Raw genomic sequence first — 20,148 nt, 5'->3', positions numbered from 1 at the left:
ACCGCAGACGGTTTTGGGCGGCGGCTTTGTGTTTGACCGAGCGACCTTCGCTTGTCCAGAGGAGCCCGGCGCCATCCCGGGCGTCGGTAAAACGGCCGATAGGTGATGCTGATCTGCAACAGCCGTGCGGCAAAGATCACGCCGTTACCGGATGGACGGGTTGACGGAACACATCCGCACACGGAATTATTTCGCCACCAGAGGCCCGACGGACGGAGCCTCTCATTTGTAGGAGCAGATCATGCCGACCTTGTGGACGGCGATGCGGAGCCGCTGGCTCGATTCCGGGGCATCCTCCGGACCGGGCCGATTGTGCGACCACCTGCGGCGCGACATCGGACTGGTGGACGGGGAAGCGGCGGATGGAGAAGGGCCACCGCTCGGCTGCCGTCTTCCGCCTTTTCACATCCGCGATCGGAACCTATCGGACGCGCGGACATTTTTGACCTTGCAACCGTATCGCTGACCGGCGATACCGGATCCGCCGGCCTCTCACGCCGGTATCACTCAACCCCTGGAGAGTATCGATGAAAGCCATCGTAACCACCGCCTGGACTCGCCGATCGGGCGATCCGGCCATCACCGCCGCCAATCGGGCCGCCCATATGGCCGCCAATCATGCCCAGCCGGCCCGCCTTCTTCCCGCACCCTTCGAACGTGAATTCCGGATATCGAGAGGATCCCATGTGTGTCTTTCTGGGTTTTTGCGGTCACCGTCTCTTCGTTGAACACGCCCGCTGGGCATCGCCGGCCGGGTCCTTCGACCTGCGGCGTGAGAACGGGGAAGTCATCCTATGGCTTGGACGCCTGAACATCATCTACACACCGGCCCGTTGGGGACCACCCTCCCGCGCTGCATAGCGCGCGGCGTCGCGGAGACCTGCTGAATGCCGGCCCGCGTTCGTCATGACGAGGTCCTTACCGTCGTCCAGGTGCTTGAGGCGTTCCGCAAGCTCGACCCCGACCTGCCCATCCAGTATGCGCTGAGTTTCATGACCATCGCGCAGAGCGAAGGCATCTCCATCGGCGAACTGGCGGAACGCCTGGGCATCGCCCAATCCTCCGCGTCGCGCAACGTTGCGGCGCTCAGCCGCTGGCACAGCTTCGGCAAGGCCGGCCTCGATCTGGTGCAGGCGCAGGAAGACCCGCGCGAACGTCGCCGCAAGATCGTCACCCTGACCGACAAGGGCCGTGAGTTCCTGGACGCGCTACGCGCCATCGTGAACCCGCCCGAGCAGCGCCGCGCCGCCAAAACAGCCTGATTTTTATCGTCAAGCGATCCCGTTCAGTGCCGTGCGCAGCATTCCCACCAGCGTGCGCACTGCCAGCTCCTGCCGCTCCAGCGCCAAGCCGCCGAACCGCCGCAACTCCTTGGCCCGTTCGGGCAGCGGCGGCATGTGGAAGAAGCCGTAGGGGATATCCAGGTCGGCGCTCTCGATGATGTGGCGCGCCCGGTAGAACAGATGGTTGCCGAGGAAGCCGCCGGAGAAATCGCCGAAGGTCACCGGCAACCCGGCCATCGACAATTCCCGCATCACCCGCGGCACCGGCAGGGTGCTGCCATAGGCGGTCGGCCCGTCGGGCACGATGTCGGCGTGTTCCCGCACCGTGCCGGCCGCGTCCGGCAGCGGGCTTTCGTCGCGGTTCCAGGCCAGACGTTCCAGCCGGATGTAATCGCTCGACTCGAGGTAGGCGAAGCTGAGCGCCGCCAGCGGCTGGTGTTCCGCCAACAGTTCGGCGAAGGCGTCGCCGCAGACGTCATAGAGAGGGGGCAGGGTAGCGGTGACGACCCCCGGCTCCCCCGCCAGCCGGTCCATCAGCAGAGCGGTCGGATCGGCCGTCCAGGGATGGTCTGACTCTGGGGCCGGCTCGCCGTCCGGGAGGATCCCGAACGGCGCGAAGCCGGTGAGCAGGATGGGAGCCGTCACGGGCAAGGCATCCTTACAGTCGCATCCTTACGGCCGCAGCAGGCCGATGATGTCCTTCACGTCGTTCAGGTTCTTCTCCGCGATGGCGGAGGCGCGCTCGCCGCCCTTCTTCAGCAGCCGGTCGATCTCCGCCTTGTCGGCCAGCAGCTCCTTCATGCGGGTGGTGATCGGCGCCAGCTTGTCCACCGACAAATCGACCAGCGACTTCTTGAAGTCGGAGAACTGGGCACCCGCGAACTGCGCCAGCACCTGCTCGCGCGACTGGCTGGCCAGCGCGCCATAGATGGTGACGAGGTTGTCGGCCTCGGGACGGGCTTCCAGTTCGGTCACCGTCTCCGGCAGGGGTTCCGGGTCGGTCTTGGCCTTGCGGATCTTCTGCGCGATGGTGTCGGCGTCGTCGGTCATGTTGATGCGCGAATATTCGGACTCGTCCGACTTCGACATCTTCTTCTTGCCGTCGCGCAGGCTCATCACCCGGGTTGCCTCGCCCAGGATTTGCGGCTCGGGCAGCGGGAAGAACTCGGTCGCATAGCGGCGGTTGAAGGCGCCGGCGATGTCGCGCGCCAGCTCCAGATGCTGCTTCTGGTCCTCGCCCACCGGCACATGGGTGGCCTTGTAGAGCAGGATGTCGGCGGCCATCAGGGTGGGGTAGGCGTACAGGCCCAGATTGGCCATGTCCTTCTGCTTGCCGGCCTTTTCCTTGAACTGCGTCATGCGGTTCAGCCAGCCCAGCGGCGTGTGGCAGGACAGGATCCAGCCCAACTCGGCATGGCCGGAGACGACCGACTGGTTGAACAGGATGTTCTTGTCCGGGTCGATGCCGGCGGCGATGTAGGCCGCGGCGACCTCGCGGATGTTGTTGCGCAGAACTTCCGGGTCCTGGTCGATGGTCAGCGCGTGCAGGTCGACGACGCAGAAGATGCACTCGTAGCTGTTCTGCAGTTCCACCCAGTTGCGCAGCGCCCCCAGATAGTTGCCGAGGTGAAGCTGCCGGGTCGGCTGCATGCCGGAGAAAATGCGGTTCACGGGTGGTCTCGCTCGAAAACTCTGGGAGGCGGCAGTTATCGCCCCCCGAAGTCCGCCGGTCAAGGCGCGGCGCGCTCATGGCGGCCGTCCGCACGGATCGTCGCGGCCGGGTAGCGCCGGTTGTATTGAATGCACTTGTGTGCTACCGCCGCGTTCGTGTGGTTGGGAGGGGGCGGACCCGCCGCCCCCGCCACACGAGAAGGAGAAGAAGGATGAAAGAGATCCTTACCCTTCTGGTCCTGATCCTGGAGATTATCAAGCGCGTGCTTGAACTCTACCAGGGTTAAGACTGGACCAGGGAGCGACGGGAAGGCAGCCCGTCGCTCCCACGGTTCAAGATAAGTCCGGAGCCGATTGCCCGCAAGGGTATGCGGGCCTCAGCTTCCCGAAAAAATTGCACAAAGCTACGCCACGCTCTCGCGCTGCAGCGTATCCTTACTTGGCCGCGCGGCGGCGCTCGATGGCATCCCAAAGCAGGGCTTCGATCTGCACGCCGTCCAGCCGGTTGATCTCCTGGATACCGGTGGGGGAGGTGACGTTGATTTCGGTCATATAGTCGCCGATCACGTCGATGCCGACGAAGACCAGACCCTTTTCCCGCAGAACCGGACCGATGGCGGCGCACATCTCGCGCTCGCGTGCCGTCAGCTCGGTCTTTTGGGCGCTGCCGCCGGCATGGAAGTTGGCGCGGGCCTCGCCCTCCAGCGGCATGCGGCTGACCGCGCCCACCGGTTCGCCGTCGACCAGGATGATGCGCTTGTCGCCCTGGCGGATTTCCGGCAGGTACTTCTGCACGATCACCGGCTCGCGGTAGAGCTGGGTGAACATCTCCAGCAGCGATCCCAGATTCTCGTCATCGGGCTTCAGGTGGAAGACGCCGGCGCCGCCGTTGCCGAACAGCGGCTTGACGATGATGTCCTTGTGCTCCGCCCGGAAGTCGAGGATGGCCTGCTTGTCGCTGGTGATCAGCGTCGGCGGCATCAGGTCGGGGAACTTGGTGATGAACAGCTTTTCGGGCGCGTTGCGCACCTCGGCCGGGTCGTTGACCACCAGAACCTTGGGCTGCACATGTTCCAGCAGATGGGTGGAGGTGATGTAGGCCATGTCGAAGGGCGGGTCCTGCCGCAGCAGGATGACGTCCATGGTCGACAGGTCGGTCATCACCGGCTCGCCCAGCGTGTAATGAGCGCCGCGCTGGCGCACCACCGTCATCTCGCGCACGCGGGCGGTCAGGCGGTTGCCGGTCAGGATCAGGTCGCGCGGGTGGTAGTGGTACAGGCGATGGCCGCGCTTCTGCGCCTCCAGCGCCATCATGAAGCTGGAGTCGGTGTCGATGTTGATCGACTCGATGGGGTCCATCTGGAAGGCGACGGCGAGGCTCATGACGGGTCTCCGGACCTCTGCAAACGGGATCAGTTCAGGCGGTTCTTCAACTGCTGGATCAGCGAGGCGGTCTGGTGGCGGTGATGGTCGTCGCCGGTCAGCGCCATGAAGGTCTCCAGCGCGGTGATGGCGTCCTTCAGGTTGCCGGCATGGGCCTCCAGAAGGCCGGTCTCGCGCCACAGCGACGGCTCGTGCGGGGCGAACAGGCGCATCGCCTCCAGCACCTCCAGCGCCTTCGGCACCTCGTGGGCCGACAGGTGGCGCAGCTTGATGTTGTTCTGCAGACGCAGCAGCACGTCGCGGTTCGACACCGGCTGGTAATGGCCGGGCTCCAGCTCGGCGGCGCTGCCGGCGGTGGCCTTCAGCAGGTCGCGCAGATCGACGACGCTGCGGGTCTGCCCCTCGTTGAAGGGGTCGAGGATGGCGCGCGCCCCGTCCTTCTCGATGCGGACCAGGAAATGGCCGGGGAAGTTCAGCCCGACCATCGGCCAGCCCTGCGAGCGGGCAGCGTGCATATAGAGGATGCCCAGCGCCACCGGCAGACCGCGCCGGCGGTCGATCACCCGCAGCAGGTTGGCGTTCTGCAGGTCGTCGTAGGTGTCGTGGTCGCCGGCATAGCCGTGGCGCCCGCCGATCACCGCATGCAGGTGCGCGATGCGCGTCTCCAGCCTGTCGTCGGCAGGATCCTGCGCCGCGACGCGGGCGGCCAGATCCTCGACGATGGCGCGGATATGGGCGCGGTAGGGGGCGAGGTCGGCGTTCGGCAGCTCCAGCGCGCCCAGCGCCAGAGCGGCTTCGGCCAGATCGATCTCGTCGTCCGGCTGGTCGCCGATGCGGCGCAGGATTTCGCGGGCTTCCGCGCGGTTGCTCAAGACTGTCGCCCTCTCATGTCGCCCCTCACAGTCTCCAGGCATCGACCAGATGACGGGGCCAGGCCCAAGGGGTAACCAGCATCACGTCGAAGCGCAAGACATAGCCGGCATAGCGCGGGTTGGCGCCGAGGAAGGCATGGGCGGCGCGGGCCAGCCGACCGCGCTGGCGGGCGTTCAGCGCCTCGTTGGCGGTGTCCCAGTCACCGCGCGCCTTAACCTCGACGATGGCGATGGTCTTGCCGCGCTTCGCCACGATGTCGATCTCGCCCATCGGCGTGCGCAGGCGGCTGGCCAGGATGCGGTAGCCGCGCAGCCGCAGCGACAGGCGGCACAGCGCCTCCGCCCGGCGACCCAGGCTTTCGGCACGCAGGCGCCGCGCATCCAGGTCGGTCATTTCGCCTTCTCCTCGCGCTGCAGTTCCAGCGCGCGGGCATAGACGGTGCGCTTGTGCTGACCGGTGCGGGCGGCGACGTCGGCGGCGGCGTCGCGCACCGACAGGCGGGTCAGCGCCTCGCGCAGCAGGGCGTCGACGTCGGCCTCGCCCGGCGTCGCCTCCTCTCCCGGCGGGCCGATGACCAGCACGACCTCGCCGCGCGGCGGGCCGGCCTCGGCATAATGGGCGGCGAGGTCCGGCAGGGTGCCGCGCCGCACCTCCTCATACAGCTTGGTCAACTCGCGGGCGACGGCGGCCTCGCGCGGGCCCAGGATGTCGGCGAGGTCGGCCAGCGACTCCGGCAGGCGCTGCGGCGATTCGAAGAAGACCAGCGTGGCGGGCACACCCTTCAGCTCGCCGGCGGTGGCGCGCCGCGCGCTGCTCTTGTTCGGCAGGAAGCCGGCGAACAGGAAGCGGTCGGTCGGCAGGCCGGACAGCACCAGCGCCACCAGCGGGGCGGAGGCGCCGGGCAGGGTGGTCACCGCCACGCCTTCCGCCACGCATTCCCGCACCAGCTTGTAGCCGGGGTCGGAGACCAGCGGCGTGCCGGCGTCGGTGACCAGCGCGATGGCCTCGCCCTTTTTCATGCGTTCGATCAGGACCGGACGCATCTTTGCGGCGTTGTGTTCGTGGTAGGAGACGAAGGGGGTGTGGATGCCGTGGATGCCCATCAGCTTGGCGGTGACGCGCGTGTCCTCGCAGGCGATGGCGTCGGCCCGCTTCAGCGTGTCGAGCGCGCGCAGCGTGATGTCCGCGGCGTTTCCGATGGGGGTAGCGACGACATGGAGTCCGCCCGCGAGTTTACTTGGCGCGGCGAGGGGGCTACCTTGAGCGCCACTTTCGGCCGGCTCGTTGGGGGGCATGCCTTGGGCCTCGCCTTCGGTATCGGCGGCCGTTTCAGCAGATGTGGAGATGATTGGTGGCACGCTTGGCAACAGCTTTCTCACAGGGTCTGAAACGTCACGGCGTGGCAGCCTTGCTGGTCGCCGGCCTGTTGTCGGCCTGTTCGACTGTAAGCGCGCCGCCGCGGGTGGCACAAGCGCCGCAACCGGTTCCGGCCCCGGAGGCTCCCCTGCCGGAGACGCAAGGCCCGGTCAAGGTCGCGGTCCTGGTGCCGCTCAGCGGGCAGAGCGCCGCCATCGGCCAGTCCATGCTGGACGCCGCCCAGATGGCGCTGTTCGACATGGCCGGCGACCGGCTGCAGCTGTTGCCGCGCGACACCAAGGGCACGCCGAACGGCGCCGCCGACGCGGCACGCCAGGCGCTGGCCGAGGGCGCCCGCCTCATCATCGGTCCGCTGTTCGCCGCCGACGTCGCCGCGGTGCGGCCCATCGCCCAGAATGCCGGCGTTGACGTGCTGGCCTTCACCAACGACGCCACCCAGGCCGGCAACGGCACCTATGTGATGGGCTTCGTCCCGGCCGATCAGGTCAGCCGCGTCGCCGGTTACGCCCGGTCGCGCGGGGCGACGCGCTTCACCGTGCTGGCGCCGCGCTCGCCTTACGGCGACGCGGTGGTCAATGCCATGCAGGCCATCGCGCCGCGGCTCGGCGCCATGACCACGCAGGTGGAGCGCTACGACCCGGCCATCACCGATCTGTCGGTTCCGGCCAAGCAGGTCGCGCAGGAAACTCCGCAGCCGCAGGCGGTGATGCTGGCCGAAGGCGGGCAGCGCGCCCAGGGCATCGCCCAGGCGCTGGCCGCCAATGGCGTGCAGCCGCAACAGGTCAAGCTGCTGGGCACCGGCCTGTGGGACGACAGCTCGCAGGGGGCGCTGGGGCAGGAGCCGGCGCTGGTCGGCGCGCTCTACGCCGCCCCGGCGCCGCAGACCCGTGCCCGCTTCGAGTCGCAGTTCGAGCAGGTCTACGGCCGCAAGCCGCCGCGCATCGCCACGCTGGCCTATGACGCGACCTCGATCGCCGCGGTGCTGACCCGCAGCGGCGGTCCGGTTCCCTTCGATCGCATGGCGATGACCAACCCCAACGGCTTCGAGGGTCTGGACGGCCTGTTCCGCCTGCGGTCCGACGGCATGGTCGAACGTGGGCTGGCGGTGATGGAGATCACCCCGACCGGCGCCCGCGTGGTCGATCCGGCACCGCCCAGCTTCGAGATGCTGGGGCAGTAAGCGAAAAAGCCCTCTCCCGAGCCGGGAGAGGGCTTTTTCATTGCTATCCTTACTTACGCCCGCGCCCGCAGGTAGGGGGTCAGGCGCCATTCGGCGAATTTGATCAGGCGGGTGGCGACGAAATTCAGCACCAGATAGATCGCCCCGGCGACGATGAACAGCTCGAAGACCGCGAAGGTCTGGGCGATCATGCGCCGGGCGATGCCGGTGACCTCCATCAGCGTGATGGTGCTGGCGAGCGAAGTCGCCTTGACCATCAGGATCACCTCGTTGCCGTAGGCCGGCAGCATCTGGCGGATCGCCACCGGCAGGACGATGCGGCGGAAGGCCAGCGCCCGCGACATGCCGCAGGCGCGCGCCGCCTCGACCTGTCCCTGCGGCACCGACAGGATGGCGCCGCGCAGCACCTCGCTGGTGTAGGCGCCGGTGTTCAGCGTCAGCGCCAGGATGGCGCACCAGTAGGGCTCGCGCAGGAAGGGCCACAGGAAGCTGTCGCGGATGAACTCGAACTGGCCCAGCCCGTAATAGACCAGGAAGATCTGCACCAGCAGCGGCGTGCCGCGGAAGACGAAGACATAGGCCGCAGCCAGCTTTTCCACCACGCGGTTGCCAGACAGCCGCAGAAGCGCGACGGCGAAGGCCACCAGCGCGCCCAGCGCCAGCGAACCCAGGATCAGTTGCAGCGTCAGCGACAGGCCGCCGAGCATGCGGGGCAGACTGTCCCACATCAGTTGCCAGTTCATGGCCTCAGGCCCTCCGGACGCCGCGATTGGCGGAGATTTCGGCGCGGTTGAACAGCGCCGTCGAAATGGTGGTCAGCAGCAGATACAGCACGGCGGCGGTGCTGTAGAACAGGAAGGGCTGGCGCGTGGCGCCGGCCGCCAGATGGGTGATGCGCATCAACTCGGCCAGCGCAGTCACCGACACCAGCGCGGTGTCCTTCAGCGTCAGCTGCCAGACATTGCCGAGGCCGGGCAGGGCGAAGCGCAGGGTCTGCGGCACCAGCACCCGGCGCAGGATCAGCCAGCGGCTCATCCCGCAGGCGCGCGCCGCCTCGATCTGGCCGAAGGGGACCGACTGCACCGCGCCGCGGATCACCTCGGTCGAATAGGCGCCGGAGATCAGCCCGACCGCCAGCACGCCGATGGTGAAGGCGTTCAGGTCGACCCGCCCGTCATAGCCGAAGGCGGCGGCGATGGAGGTGGCGACCCCGCTGCCGCCGAAGAACAGCAGATAGATCACCAGCAGTTCGGGGATGCCGCGGACGATGGTGGTGTAGAAGTCGGCCAGGACGTTCAGCGCCAGGGAGTGGCTGAGCTTGGCCGAGGCGCCGAGCGATCCGACGACGATGCCGAAGGCGAAGGCCGACACGGCGACCGCGACGGTCATCGCGGTGCCCATCAGAAGCTGTCCGCCCCAGCCGTTGGGACCGAAGGAAAGGAGTTCCAGCATTGGCACGCCCGGTAAGGCCCGCCGGGCGCGGCGCGGACGGCCGGCCGTACGGGGGTCAGCGAACGGAGATCACGGAACGACTGGCGCCCGGTTGCCGTGAAGGCCGCCGGGCGCCGTTCCGATCAGACAGGAGAGCCGAAGGCCCGCCTTACTTGGTCCCCTTATTTGGTGGGGGAGATGTCATAGCCGAAATGCTGGGTGCTCAGCTTCTTGACGGTGCCGTCCTTCAGGGCCTCGGCGATCGCCTTGTCGAACATCGCCTTCAGGTCGGCGGTGTCCTTGCGCAGGCCAACGCCCATGCCCTCGCCGATCACGCCGCCGATGAAGTTCGGGCCGACGATGACCATCTTGTCCGGCGTGGCCTTCACCACCGCCTCGACCACCGAACGGTCGCCCAGCATGGCGTCGACGCGGCCGGAGCTGAGATCGATGCCGGCATTGTCGATCTTGTCGTAGGTGCGCATGGTCACCTTCGGCAGATGCTTGTCCATGAAGTCGGCCTGGATGGTCGACACCTGGACGCCGACGGCCTTGCCCTTCAGGGCGTCGGCCAGCTTCTCCAGCACCGGCTTGGCCTTGCCCTGGTCGTTCAGGTCGACGCGGTCGTCGCCGAGCTTCAGCGACTTGGCCAGCGGCGAGTCGGCCATCACGGCGAACACCGACGGCTCGGTGCCGTAGGGAACCGAGAAGTCGATGACCTTCTTGCGTTCGTCGGTGATGGTCATCGCCGACATGATGGCGTCGTACTTGCCCTGCTGCAGGGCCGGGATGATGCCGTCCCAATCCTGGGCGACGAACTCGCAGGTGACCTTCATGCGCTTGCACAGGTCGTTGGCGAGATCGACCTCGAAACCGATCAGCTTGCCCGAGGTGTCGGTGGCGTTCCACGGAGGATAGGCGCCCTCGCTGGCGATGCGGACCGTCTTCCATTCCTTGGCGTTGGCGGCGCCTGCCGCGGCCACAGCCATCATGGCGCCGAGCGCCAGGGCCGAAACGATCTTCTTCAACGAACACACTCCTCTGTTCGGTTCGCCCGTTCTCTGGCCCCTGCCGGGGCCGGGCTGTTTCTGACGGTCCGGTCCTGCCCTCTGCCTCGTCCCCTCACGCCGCGCCGGACAGATGGCGCGAGAGGAACTGCCGCACCCGGTCCGAGTCGGGGTCGGTCAGCACCTTGTCGGGTGACCCCTCCTCCTCGATCCGCCCCTGGTGCAGGAAAACCACCTTGGACGCCACTTCGCGGGCGAAGCCCATCTCGTGCGTCACCAGGATCATCGTGTTGCCTTCGTCCGCCAGCTGGCGGATGACGCGCAGGACCTCGCCGACCAGCTCGGGGTCGAGCGCCGAGGTCGGCTCGTCGAACAGCATGACCTTGGGCTGCATGGCGAGCGCGCGGGCGATGGCGGCGCGCTGCTGCTGGCCGCCCGACAGCTGGACCGGATAGGCGTCGGCCTTCGCCAGGATGCCGACCTTGTCCAGCAGCATGCGGGCGCGGTCGATGGCTTCCGCCTTCGGCACGCCCAGCACATGCACCGGCGCCTCGATCACGTTCTGCAGGATGGTCATGTGGGTCCAGAGGTTGAAGCTCTGGAACACCATGCCGAGGCTGGTGCGGATGCGCTCCACCTGACGGGTGTCGGCGGGGACGCTGGCGCCGCCGCGCGTCTTCTTCAGCGCGATGGCCTCGCCGCCGATGACGACCCGCCCGTCGTCCGGGATCTCCAGCATGTTGATGCAGCGCAGCAGCGTGCTCTTGCCCGAGCCCGACGAGCCGATCAGCGTGATGACGTCGCCCTCGCGGGCGGTCAGCGAGACGCCCTTCAGCACCTCCAGCTCGCCGAACCGCTTGTGCAGATCCTCCACGACGACGGCGGCGGGAGCGGACTCGCTGACTGGCGGGTGACGGTGCATGCGCGAAAAACCGGCTGGTTCGGGTGGCGGGGGAAGGCTGCGCCGACGCGGCGGGCCGATGCGGCCGGCCAAGGCTTCGGTATGACCATTGGGGCACAGGCTAGACCGGGGCATGCACGTTTCGCAACGCAGATTTCACATCAAATGCACGTTAAGCCGCTTGTGTCCGGAAACAGTGCGTTACCACAACAAAAGTACCAGAATCTGCGGCCCCAGGATACGCAGGCACATCGCCAGCGGGTAGACGGTGGCGTAGGCCAGCGCCGGAGCCTCCGACGCGACCAGCGCGTTGGCGTAGGCCAATCCCGGCGGGTTGGTCTGCGATCCGGCCAGCACGCCGCAGATGGTCAGGAAATTCAGCTTCATCAGCCCGCGCGCGACCAGCCCGGTCAGCAGCAGCGGCACCAGCGTCACCAGCATGCCCCACATCATCCAGGGCCAGCCGGCGCCGCTGGCCAGCGTGGCGACGAAGCGGTCGCCCGACGCGATGCCCAGCACGGCCAGGAACAGGATGATGCCGATCTCGCGCAGCGCCAGGTTGGCGGCCGGCGGCATGAACCACACCAGCGGCCCGACATGGCCGACGCGGCCCAGGATCAGCGCGACGATTAGCGGCCCGCCGGCAAGGCCGAGGCGCAGCGGCGCCGGCATGCCCGGCAGGAAGATCGGAATGGCGCCGAGCGCCGCGCCCAGCGCGATGCCCAGGAACATCGGGATCATCTCCACCTGCTGCAGCTTGCGGGCGGAGTTGCCGAAGACCCGGCCGACGGCGGCGAGGCTGTCCGGCCGGCCGATCACCGTCAGGATGTCGCCGAACTGCAGCTTCAGCGCCGGGGTCGGCACCAGCTCCACGCCCGACCGGTTGACTCGGCTGACCACCACGTCATGAGCGTCCTGCAGGTTCAGCGCCGCGATCGACTTGCCCAGCACCGTATTGTTGGTGACGACGATGCGCTCCCATTTCAGGTCGGTGCCCTTGGTGGTGAGCGGCCGGTCGAACTCCTGCCCCAGCAGGGTCCGCACCTGCTCCAGCTTCGGCCGCGGCCCGACCACATGCAGCACGTCGCCCAGCTTCAGGCAGGTGTTGTTGTGGGGGACGCACAGCGTGCCGTCGCGCAGCAGGCGGGAGGCGACCACGCCATGGCCGCACAGCGCGTCGACGGACCCGAGCGGCCGGCCCTCAAGCTCCGGGTTGCGCACGGTCAGGTCCATGGTCTCCAGCGTCGACACCTCGGCGCGGCGGCACTCCTCGAAGCGGGCGGCCTCGGCCTCCGGGTCGATGCGGAACAGGATGCGGACGGCGGCCATCGCCAGCAGGTTGCCGGCGATGCCGAAGGGGTAGGTGACGGCGAAGGCAAGGCCGGGCAGGGCCATCACCGCCGCATCGGCCCCGACCTCCGTCAGCACCTGCTGGGTGGCGGCCAGCGCCGGGGCGTTGGTCACCGCGCCGGAGAACACGCCGAGCGAGGAGCCCAGCGACAGCACCCCCGACGACACCAGCGCCGCGGTCAGCAGGATGCTGGACCCCACCATCAGCAGGGCCAGCCCGTTCAGCGCCAGCCCGCTGCGGCGGAGCGCGGCGAAGAAGCCGGGGCCGACCTGGATGCCGATGGTGTAGACGAACAGGATCAGGCCGAAATCGCGGATGAAGTCCATCATCTCCGGGTTGAAGGCGATGCCCGCCTGCTTGGCGAGGTGGCCGCCGGCGATGCCGGAGAACAGAACGCCGCCGATGCCGAGCCCGACCCCGCGGATCTTGATATGGCCGAGCGCCACGCCCGCCGCCGACACGAGCCCGAGCATGAGCACCACCCGCGCGATCGGCGGCATGGCCTGGAGAATGTCTGCGAAAGCCGACATGGAGCAACTCGCTTCCTGAACACATTTGGGCAAACCGCCGCTGCGTTCGGTGGGATCCCGGATGACTGCGGCACTCCCCCTTCGATTGGGGGAGAATGGCGCGACGATGCGGTAGGACCGCGGGCAAAGCGTTGATTCAGAACAAGTGCACGGCCTTTAGCCGTGACAATCCCGGCATCCGGCGCTGCGGTGAACGCATGGGAGTGCAGCGCTGCGGGGCATGCGGCCCGTCATCGGGCGGCGTCCGAATCCTCGAACTCCATCCAAATTTTGCCATTTTCTTCCCCTAGACCTTATCTCAAGCAACCGGCCCCGCAGGTCGCGCAGCGGCGTCCCCCTAGCGCCACCGCAGCGACGAACGAAGCCGTTCCACAAGGTATCGACCGGCCGGACCCGGCCGGACGCAAGGCCATCGCGAGAACCCCCTCGCGGTGGCCTTTTCTTTTGGGCGGGTTGTTTTGGTCGAGGTGGCGGCGGGAGGCTGCGACAGCATTCTTGCTCAGGCTTTCCCGTTCCCTTGTGCTATAGCAGCGCCTCCCTCAACCGGAAGCGCGACCCGTTCCCATGCCCGTCTTTGCCGGATCAGAGCTGACCTGCCTGCGTGGCGACCGTCTGGTCTTCACCGGGCTGGAGTTCCGCATCGCCCCCGGCGGTGCGCTGGTGCTGCTCGGCCCCAACGGCAGCGGCAAGTCCAGCCTGCTGCGGGTGATGGCCGGGCTGCTGAAGCCGCTGCGCGGGACGTTGGACTGGGACGGGGTGCCGGTTTCCGAGGATCCCGACGGCCACCGGTCGCGGGTGCAGTATGTCGGCCATCTCGACGCGGTGAAGCCGGTGCTGACCGCGGCGGAGAATCTCGCCTTCTGGGCGGCGCTGGCCGGTGCCGCCGACCCGTCGGCCAACGCGCGGGCCGCGCTCGACCGGCTGGGAGTGCCGCACATCGCCGGGGTGCCGGGCCGCTATCTGTCGGCCGGTCAGAAGCGCCGACTGAACCTCGCGCGGTTGCTGGCGGCACCGGCGACGCTGTGGCTGCTGGACGAGCCGACCGTGGCGCTCGACCGCGCCGCCATCGCCCTGTTCGAGGGGCTGATCGCCGAACACCGGGCCCAGGGCGGCATGGTGGTGCTGTCCACCCACACCGACATCGCCACCCCCGGCGGCGAGGAACTGCATCTCGACGAGTTCGCCCCCTACGCCGACGATGAAGAGGCCGGCGACGAAGACCATGAGGAAGAGGGGGCCGCGCCATGAGCCGTTTTCTGCGCCTTGTCGCGCGCGACCTGCGGCTGGCCCTGCGCCAGGGGTCCGACGCCACCATCGCCGTCATGTTCTTCGTGCTGTGCGTGGTGCTGTTCCCCTTCGGCGTCGGGCCGGAGCCGAACATCCTCGCCCGCATCGCCGCCGGTGTGATCTGGGTGGCGGCTCTGCTCGCCTCGCTGCTGTCGCTGGAACGGCTGTTCCAGACCGATTACGAGGACGGGTCGCTGGAACTGCTCTCGCTCTCTCCCCTGCCGCTGGAGGCTGCGGTGCTGGCGAAGACGCTGGCCCATTGGCTGGTTACCGGCGTGCCGCTGATCGTCGCCGCGCCGCTGCTGGCCGTTCTGCTGAATATGGATGCGCAAGGGTTCGGCGTTCTGGTGCTGACGCTGACCCTGGGCACGCCGATCCTGAGCCTGATCGGCGCCATCGGGGCGGCGTTGACGCTGGGGGCGCGCCGCGGCGGCGTGCTGCTGTCGCTGCTGATCCTGCCGCTCTATATTCCCGTGCTGATCTTCGGCGCCGGCGCCATCGACGCGGCGATCAACGGCCTGACCCCGCGCCCGCACCTGCTGCTTCTCGCCGGCATCCTCGCCGCTTCCCTGCCGCTCGCCCCTTGGGCTGGGGCCGCGGCTCTGAGGCAGGCGGTGGAGTAGGGGGCTAGGATTTCGTCGCCTTCTCCGGCAGCAGCTTCTCGATCGCCTCGCGCACCTTGTCCGACTCGGGGTCGATCATGGTGGAGAACCAGGACACCAGCTTGCCGTCGGGCCCGATCAGATATTTGTGGAAGTTCCAGCGCGGCTTGGCGAGGAAGCCCAACTCGTCGGCCGCCCAGCGGTAGAAGGGATGGGCGCCGTCGCCCGACACCACCGTCTTGTCGGTCAACGGGAAATCGATGCGGTAGTTGACCTCGCAGAAATCCTTGATCTGGGTGGCGCTCCCCGGCTCCTGGCCGCCGAAATCGTCCGACGGCACGCCGACCACCACCAGCCCGCGGTCGCGGTAGCGTTGCCACAGCGCCTCCAGCCCCTTGTATTGCGGGGTGAATCCGCATTGCGAGGCGGTGTTGACCACCAGGACCGCCTTGCCCTTGAACTGCGACAGCGGCAACGGCTGGCCGTCGATGCCCTGGAAGGTGAAGTCGTATGCGCTGCTTGCGGCGGTGCTGCTCGCGGCCATGGCGCTGGCGGCTCCCATCACGGAAAGGACCGCCGCCATGGCGACGGTGCGAAGTCGGGTTCGGACGGTCATCGGTACGGCTCGGCGGTTGGAGGGATTTGCATCCTTACGTCTACGATGCCCGATACGAGGTCCGGCGCCTATCGGATCATGATGGGACAGGCCGGTCGCCGGTCGCATCGGGTCTACCCCTTTCGGACGGGTAGCCATGGCGCCGGTCGATCGACAGTTGATAAGTAAGGATGCACGGCGATCGGTCGCCGCCATTCTTGCAACCGTCCTCGTCCACCGATCAGCGCCCGAAAAATGTCCCACCCGGCCGAGCCTCAGCCTGAGCATAAAAATCTATCCCATCGAAATGGGTATACGGACGTCAGCCCGGCTGCCGCCGCTCCCGTCGCCGATGCAAGCCCCTTCCAGGAGAACAGGCCGATGAACGCCGGAGCCATCATGCAGGACACCCAGTCGCCCCGGACGGCCGTGCGCCGGGTGGCCCGTGCCGCTGCCAAAGCCGTGGTGGCCGTCACGGCGGTGCTGGCTTTCGGCGCCGCCTTGTCGACGCCGTCGCTCGCCGACCCGGGGGAGCATGGCCGCGGCCATGCCTGGGGCCACCACAAGAAGAAGCACCATCACGACGACGGCCCGGTCGTCATCTATGGCGCGCCGCCGCCGGTGGTCGTGGTTCCGGCCCCGCCGCCCCCGCCGCGCGTCGTCTATGCGCCTTCCTACGCGCCGCCGCCGGCGGTCATCTATGCCCCGCCGCCCCCGCAGCCGGGCGTCAGCGTCCAGATGAACATTCCGCTCCGTTAACGACCCATGTTTTCCAAGCGCTCCGGCTGTCGGCCTCACCCGGCGGCCGGAGCGTTTTGCGTTTCGGCACCGCTGTCATGGGCTGTGACCATCCTGTGCCCTTGTCGCGCGTCCCGCCCCGTGTCACGGCCTGCTCCCCACAGGCTCTTTGCCCGCCGTCCGCACCGCATGCATTGAAAAGCCTGGATCATCAGTCCTTTCGTGACAGGACCCGCCTGCACCGGTAGGATCGCGCGGCCTGTCGCGAAGGCGGTAGGCCGTTCGGGTGATTCACGGAAACTCAACCGATGTCCGGCCATCTGTCGGCTGGGAGCATCTTGCGGCCCGTGGTCGGTATCGGGGAGGGAAAGACCGAATGTTCGTGATGATCGGCTTCGGCATCGTGATCTTCAGCGTGTTCGGTGGCTACATCCTCGGCGGTGGCCACATGGGCGTGCTGTGGATGCCGTTCGAGTTCATGATCATCCTGGGCTCCGGTGCCGGTGCCTTTTTCATCGCAAATCCAAAATCTGTGGTGACCCACACCGGCAAGGAGCTGGGTCACCTGTTCAAAGGACCGAAATACAAGAAAGAGGACTTCCTGGAGGTCCTCACCATGATGTATCAGGTCTTCAAGATCGCGAAGACCAAGGGCCTGCTGGCACTCGAACAGCATATCGAGAAACCGGAAGACTCACCGCTCTTCCAGCAATTCCCGAAATTCTACGGCGACCATCATGCCATCGCTTTCCTCTGTACCTATCTCCGTCTGATGTCGCTTGGTGCGGACAATCCGCACGAGTTGGTCGACCTGATGGACGAGGACATCGAGACGATGCACCACGAACACCAGCGCATCGCCGACGCCATCCAGGCGGTGGCCGACGCGGTGCCGGCGCTGGGCATCGTGGCGGCGGTGCTGGGCGTGATTCACACCATGGGCTCGATCACCGAACCGCCGGAAGTGCTGGGCAAGCTGATCGGCGGCGCGCTGGTCGGCACCTTCACCGGCATTCTGGTCGCCTACGGCTTTCTCGCCCCAATCGCCAGCGGCCTGAAAAACATCTATCACGCGGAAGGCAAATATTATCAGGCAATGAAGACCGGCCTGATTGCGCATCTCTCCGGCTACGCGCCCGCCATTTCGGTGGAATACGCCCGCAACGTGCTGGAACCGGAATACCGTCCGACCTTCGCCCAGGTGGAAGAGGCGACCTCCGCCCTGCCGCCGGCCTGATCCGTTGTCCTGATCGACCGAGGGTCCCGATGCCGGACATCGACATCGCCTGGAACGAGGGAACGGTCGGCGAATGGGACGCCCTGTTCGCCCGCGTTCCGCGCTCCACCCTGCTGCAGAGCTTCGCCTATGGCCGCGCCATGGGCCGCACCTATGGCCATGTCCCGCGCCTTGGCGTGATCCGCCGCGACGGCGAGCCGGTCGGCCTCGTCCAGACGCTGGACCGCCGCATGCTGAAGGTCTTTCAAGACCGCCAATGCTACCGCGGCCCGCTTTGGCTCGACGGCACGATCCCCGATGCCGCCACGCTGGAAGCGGTGTTCCGCCTGCTGCGCCGCGCCTGTCCGCGGTCGCCGCTCAGCCGCGCCAGCCTGTTGCCGGAACTTCCCGCCGGGCCGGAGACGGAGGAGCTGCTCGCCCGCTGCGGCTTCCGCAAGATCGGGCCGGGCTACCAGACGGTCTGGTTCGACCTGACCCGCAACGAGGAGGCGATGCGCGCCGGCTTCGCCCGCGACTGGCGGCAGCGCTTGCGCGGGGCGGAGAAGGCCGGCCTCGTCCTTGATACCGACTGGAAGGCCGACAACCTGCCCTGGCTGATGAAGCAGGAGCACGACCAGGCGCTGGAGAAGGGCTTTCGCGCCATGACCGGGCCGCTGGCCGTCCGCCTGCGCAACGCCATGGTCAAGGGCGGTGGCCGCAATGATGGTGTGGTGATGGTGACGGCGCTCGACGGCCGCGCCCCGGTCGCTTGCGGCCTGTTCTTCCGCCACGGCGTCTGCGCCACCAGTCAGATCAGTTGGGCCAACGAGTCGGGCCGCAAGAGCGGCGCCATGCGGCTGGTGCTGTGGAAGGCCATGCAGGAACTGAAGCAGCATGGCGTCCGCGCGCTCGATCTTGGCGGCATCAATCCCGACACCGCCCCCGGCGTCACCGAGTTCAAGCTCGGCACCGGCGGGGAGGCGGTGGAGACGGTCGGCCAATATCGCTGATGCGCTTTGCCAGATGATGGCCGGGGCGGTTCCGGCTATCCTTACCTGCGTGCCGACCCGACACGCCCCTACCGCACGGGATGTCCGCCATGTCAGATCTCGAACCCCTGAAGCCCGGCGAAGCCGATGTCGCCATCGAACGCGCCATGCAGCAGCGGCCGAAGGCGATGATCATCCGCGACAAGCTGCAGAAGATGCTGGAGGACGAGAACACCGCCCGCCAGTTCGTCGGCGCCATCCGCAACATGATGAACAAGGAATAGGGACACCGGCGGCCTCCGCCGCCGGATTGCCTACCAGCCGGTCAGCAGCTGTTCGCCTTGTTGCAGCCCTTTTCCTCCACCAGCGCCGGTGCCGGAGTGCGCGCCAGCTGCAGGCCGCCGCGGCTGTCGTCGAACATCTTCTCGATCGCCCGTCGGGCCTGTTGGAAGACCTGAAGCTCCCGTCCCTCCAGCTTCTCGCCGGTCGGCAGGTCGACGGAGCGCGGGTTCACCTGATGCCCCGTCTTCAGCACCTCATAATGCAGGTGCGGCCCGGTCGACCGTCCGGTGGTGCCGACATAGCCGATGATATCGCCCTGATCGACCCGCCCGCCGCGGCGGATCGACTTGGCGAAGCGGCTCATATGGGCATAGGCGGTGGAGATCTCGGTGTTGTGGCGGATGCGGACATAGTTGCCGTAGGAGCTGCTGCGTTCCGCGATCTCGATGGTGCCGCGGCCGGCCGCATAGATCGGCGTCCCGGTCGGCGCGGCGAAGTCCACACCCTTGTGCATCTTGCTGAAGCCCAGGATCGGATGGTGGCGCATGCCGAAGCCGGATGTGATGCGGGCGCCGTCGATGGGCGTGCGCAGGAGGGCGCGGCGGATGCTTTCGCCGTCGCCGTTGTAATAGTCGATCCGCCCGTCGCGGGTCTTGAAGCGGTAGATCGGCATGTCGTCGCCGCTCAGCGTCAGCGAGGCATACAGCAGTTCGCCTTCGCCGGCCTCCTTGCCCTCCGTCGTGACCAGCTTCTCATACAGAATCTCGAAACGGTCGCCCGGCTGCAGGTCGCGCTGGAAATCGACGTCGTAGGAGAAGTTCTGGATGAACGCCATCATGACCGAGATTGGCACCCCGGCCTGGGCCCCCGCCTCGAACAGGCTGGAGCGGATGACGCCCTGGGCCGCCACCGGCTTGCGCGTGACCGGTTTCTCGATCTGGCTGGAGGTGAAGCCGGCATCGCCCTTGCGCGCGATCGACACCGACCGCAGCGGATCCGGGGCGAATTCGAACCCGACGAACTTGCGGGTACCGCCGCGACGCGGTTCGAACAGGACCGTCACATGCTGGCCGACCTGGAGACGGCGCGGATTGTAGACCTCGCGCAATGCGGCCACCGCATCGTGGGCATCGTTGGCCGGCACATTGGCGGTGGATAGCAGATCCATCAGCGTATCGCCGCGGCCGATGGACAGGGTTTGGCGGTCGACCGGTCCGGTGGCGCGTTCACTGTCCCCGGCATCGTCCTTGCCCTCGGAGTTGCTCTCCGCGCCCATGTTTGGCTTCACCGCCGGCTTGAAAGCATGGGGAACCCGGCCATTCGGCGCATCCGCGTTGCGCGCGACAACAGTCGCAGGCGTCAACGCACCGGCCGAGATGATGGCAAGCAAGGCGAGCGTGGGAAGGCGGGAGAGCCTCGAACGCACCGTCGTCCTCCTCCTGTAACCCCAGG

Annotated in this window: 21 protein-coding genes; 8 read left to right on the top strand and 13 right to left on the bottom strand. The window is 67.4% G+C overall.

The genetic code is table 11. The annotated features are described in order from the left end of the window. Positions 1-887 precede the first annotated feature (887 nt). Complete coding sequence (locus tag M5E06_RS11940; protein WP_109074864.1) at positions 888-1,262, top strand: MarR family winged helix-turn-helix transcriptional regulator; 375 nt, start codon at positions 888-890, stop codon at positions 1,260-1,262. 9 nt (positions 1,263-1,271) lie between these two features. Here the strand turns inward: M5E06_RS11940 and M5E06_RS11935 are convergent, their stop codons facing one another. The 6 genes from M5E06_RS11935 to rsmI all read right to left on the bottom strand — a co-directional run bounded on the left by M5E06_RS11935 (position 1,272) and on the right by rsmI (position 6,505). Beyond that, entirely contained in the window at positions 1,272-1,928 is a 657-nt protein-coding gene (locus tag M5E06_RS11935) for a pyroglutamyl-peptidase I (protein ID WP_252138309.1), read from the bottom strand. A 27-nt stretch (positions 1,929-1,955) separates the two neighbouring features. After that, positions 1,956-2,954 carry a tryptophan--tRNA ligase gene (trpS, locus tag M5E06_RS11930; RefSeq protein WP_252138308.1) on the bottom strand — a complete coding sequence of 333 codons (999 nt, stop codon included), beginning with the start codon at positions 2,952-2,954 and terminating at the stop codon, positions 1,956-1,958. Positions 2,955-3,389: 435 nt separating this feature from the next. Further along, positions 3,390-4,337 carry a glutathione synthase gene (gene gshB, locus M5E06_RS11925; protein ID WP_252138307.1) on the bottom strand — a complete coding sequence of 316 codons (948 nt, stop codon included), beginning with the start codon at positions 4,335-4,337 and terminating at the stop codon, positions 3,390-3,392. Positions 4,338-4,366: 29 nt separating this feature from the next. Beyond that, positions 4,367-5,209: a SirB1 family protein gene (locus M5E06_RS11920; protein WP_252138306.1), complete on the bottom strand. Its 843-nt coding sequence runs from the start codon at positions 5,207-5,209 to the stop codon at positions 4,367-4,369. Between the two features lie 25 nt (positions 5,210-5,234). Beyond that, positions 5,235-5,603 (bottom strand): YraN family protein, encoded by a 369-nt coding sequence (locus M5E06_RS11915; protein ID WP_085090497.1) that lies wholly within the window; start codon positions 5,601-5,603, stop codon positions 5,235-5,237. Next, positions 5,600-6,505: a 16S rRNA (cytidine(1402)-2'-O)-methyltransferase gene (gene rsmI, locus M5E06_RS11910; RefSeq protein ID WP_252138305.1), complete on the bottom strand. Its 906-nt coding sequence runs from the start codon at positions 6,503-6,505 to the stop codon at positions 5,600-5,602. The genes M5E06_RS11915 and rsmI overlap by 4 nt, the downstream gene beginning before the upstream one ends. A gap of 104 nt (positions 6,506-6,609) precedes the next feature. Between rsmI and M5E06_RS11905 the strand changes: the two genes are divergently transcribed. Further along, positions 6,610-7,767 (top strand): penicillin-binding protein activator, encoded by a 1,158-nt coding sequence (locus M5E06_RS11905; protein ID WP_252138304.1) that lies wholly within the window; start codon positions 6,610-6,612, stop codon positions 7,765-7,767. A 53-nt stretch (positions 7,768-7,820) separates the two neighbouring features. Here the strand turns inward: M5E06_RS11905 and M5E06_RS11900 are convergent, their stop codons facing one another. The 5 genes from M5E06_RS11900 to M5E06_RS11880 form a co-directional block, all read right to left on the bottom strand. Next, a complete protein-coding gene (locus tag M5E06_RS11900) occupies positions 7,821-8,510 on the bottom strand; it encodes an ABC transporter permease (RefSeq protein WP_109074857.1) in 690 nt (229 codons plus the stop codon). A 4-nt stretch (positions 8,511-8,514) separates the two neighbouring features. After that, positions 8,515-9,219: an ABC transporter permease gene (locus M5E06_RS11895; protein WP_109074856.1), complete on the bottom strand. Its 705-nt coding sequence runs from the start codon at positions 9,217-9,219 to the stop codon at positions 8,515-8,517. 161 nt (positions 9,220-9,380) lie between these two features. Continuing rightward, on the bottom strand, positions 9,381-10,235 hold the full coding sequence (locus M5E06_RS11890) for a lysine/arginine/ornithine ABC transporter substrate-binding protein (protein WP_252138303.1): 855 nt from the start codon (positions 10,233-10,235) through the stop codon (positions 9,381-9,383). Positions 10,236-10,320: 85 nt separating this feature from the next. Next, positions 10,321-11,127, bottom strand: coding sequence for an ABC transporter ATP-binding protein (locus M5E06_RS11885; RefSeq protein WP_109074854.1), 807 nt, complete (start codon positions 11,125-11,127; stop codon positions 10,321-10,323). A 180-nt stretch (positions 11,128-11,307) separates the two neighbouring features. After that, positions 11,308-12,987, bottom strand: coding sequence for a putative transporter (locus M5E06_RS11880; protein ID WP_252138302.1), 1,680 nt, complete (start codon positions 12,985-12,987; stop codon positions 11,308-11,310). A gap of 564 nt (positions 12,988-13,551) precedes the next feature. Here M5E06_RS11880 and ccmA point away from each other — a divergent pair. Further along, positions 13,552-14,235, top strand: a complete 684-nt coding sequence (gene ccmA / locus M5E06_RS11875; protein ID WP_252138301.1) for a heme ABC exporter ATP-binding protein CcmA — start codon at positions 13,552-13,554, stop codon at positions 14,233-14,235. Continuing rightward, positions 14,232-14,897: a heme exporter protein CcmB gene (gene ccmB / locus M5E06_RS11870; RefSeq protein WP_252138300.1), complete on the top strand. Its 666-nt coding sequence runs from the start codon at positions 14,232-14,234 to the stop codon at positions 14,895-14,897. Before ccmA ends, ccmB begins: the two co-directional genes overlap by 4 nt. A gap of 4 nt (positions 14,898-14,901) precedes the next feature. Here ccmB and M5E06_RS11865 read toward each other — a convergent pair whose 3' ends face one another. Beyond that, positions 14,902-15,492, bottom strand: a complete 591-nt coding sequence (locus tag M5E06_RS11865; RefSeq protein WP_252138299.1) for a glutathione peroxidase — start codon at positions 15,490-15,492, stop codon at positions 14,902-14,904. Between the two features lie 360 nt (positions 15,493-15,852). Here M5E06_RS11865 and M5E06_RS11860 point away from each other — a divergent pair, with 360 nt between their 5' ends. The 4 genes from M5E06_RS11860 to M5E06_RS11845 all read left to right on the top strand — a co-directional run bounded on the left by M5E06_RS11860 (position 15,853) and on the right by M5E06_RS11845 (position 18,698). Next, a complete protein-coding gene (locus M5E06_RS11860) occupies positions 15,853-16,230 on the top strand; it encodes a hypothetical protein (protein WP_252138298.1) in 378 nt (125 codons plus the stop codon). Between the two features lie 355 nt (positions 16,231-16,585). Then, complete coding sequence (gene motA, locus M5E06_RS11855) at positions 16,586-17,446, top strand: flagellar motor stator protein MotA (protein ID WP_109074851.1); 861 nt, start codon at positions 16,586-16,588, stop codon at positions 17,444-17,446. A gap of 29 nt (positions 17,447-17,475) precedes the next feature. Next, complete coding sequence (locus M5E06_RS11850) at positions 17,476-18,435, top strand: lipid II:glycine glycyltransferase FemX (protein ID WP_252138297.1); 960 nt, start codon at positions 17,476-17,478, stop codon at positions 18,433-18,435. 89 nt (positions 18,436-18,524) lie between these two features. Beyond that, the gene (locus tag M5E06_RS11845) at positions 18,525-18,698 is read left to right on the top strand and encodes a hypothetical protein (RefSeq protein ID WP_158281987.1); all 174 of its coding nucleotides are present in this window, start codon (positions 18,525-18,527) and stop codon (positions 18,696-18,698) included. Between the two features lie 41 nt (positions 18,699-18,739). Here M5E06_RS11845 and M5E06_RS11840 read toward each other — a convergent pair whose 3' ends face one another. Further along, complete coding sequence (locus tag M5E06_RS11840) at positions 18,740-19,972, bottom strand: M23 family metallopeptidase (protein ID WP_252138296.1); 1,233 nt, start codon at positions 19,970-19,972, stop codon at positions 18,740-18,742. Between the last annotated feature and the right edge of the window lie 176 nt (positions 19,973-20,148).

This window comes from Azospirillum sp. A1-3 (genome assembly GCF_023806445.1).
GTDB lineage: Bacteria > Pseudomonadota > Alphaproteobacteria > Azospirillales > Azospirillaceae > Azospirillum.
This window is presented reverse-complemented; position numbering and strand designations above follow the sequence as displayed.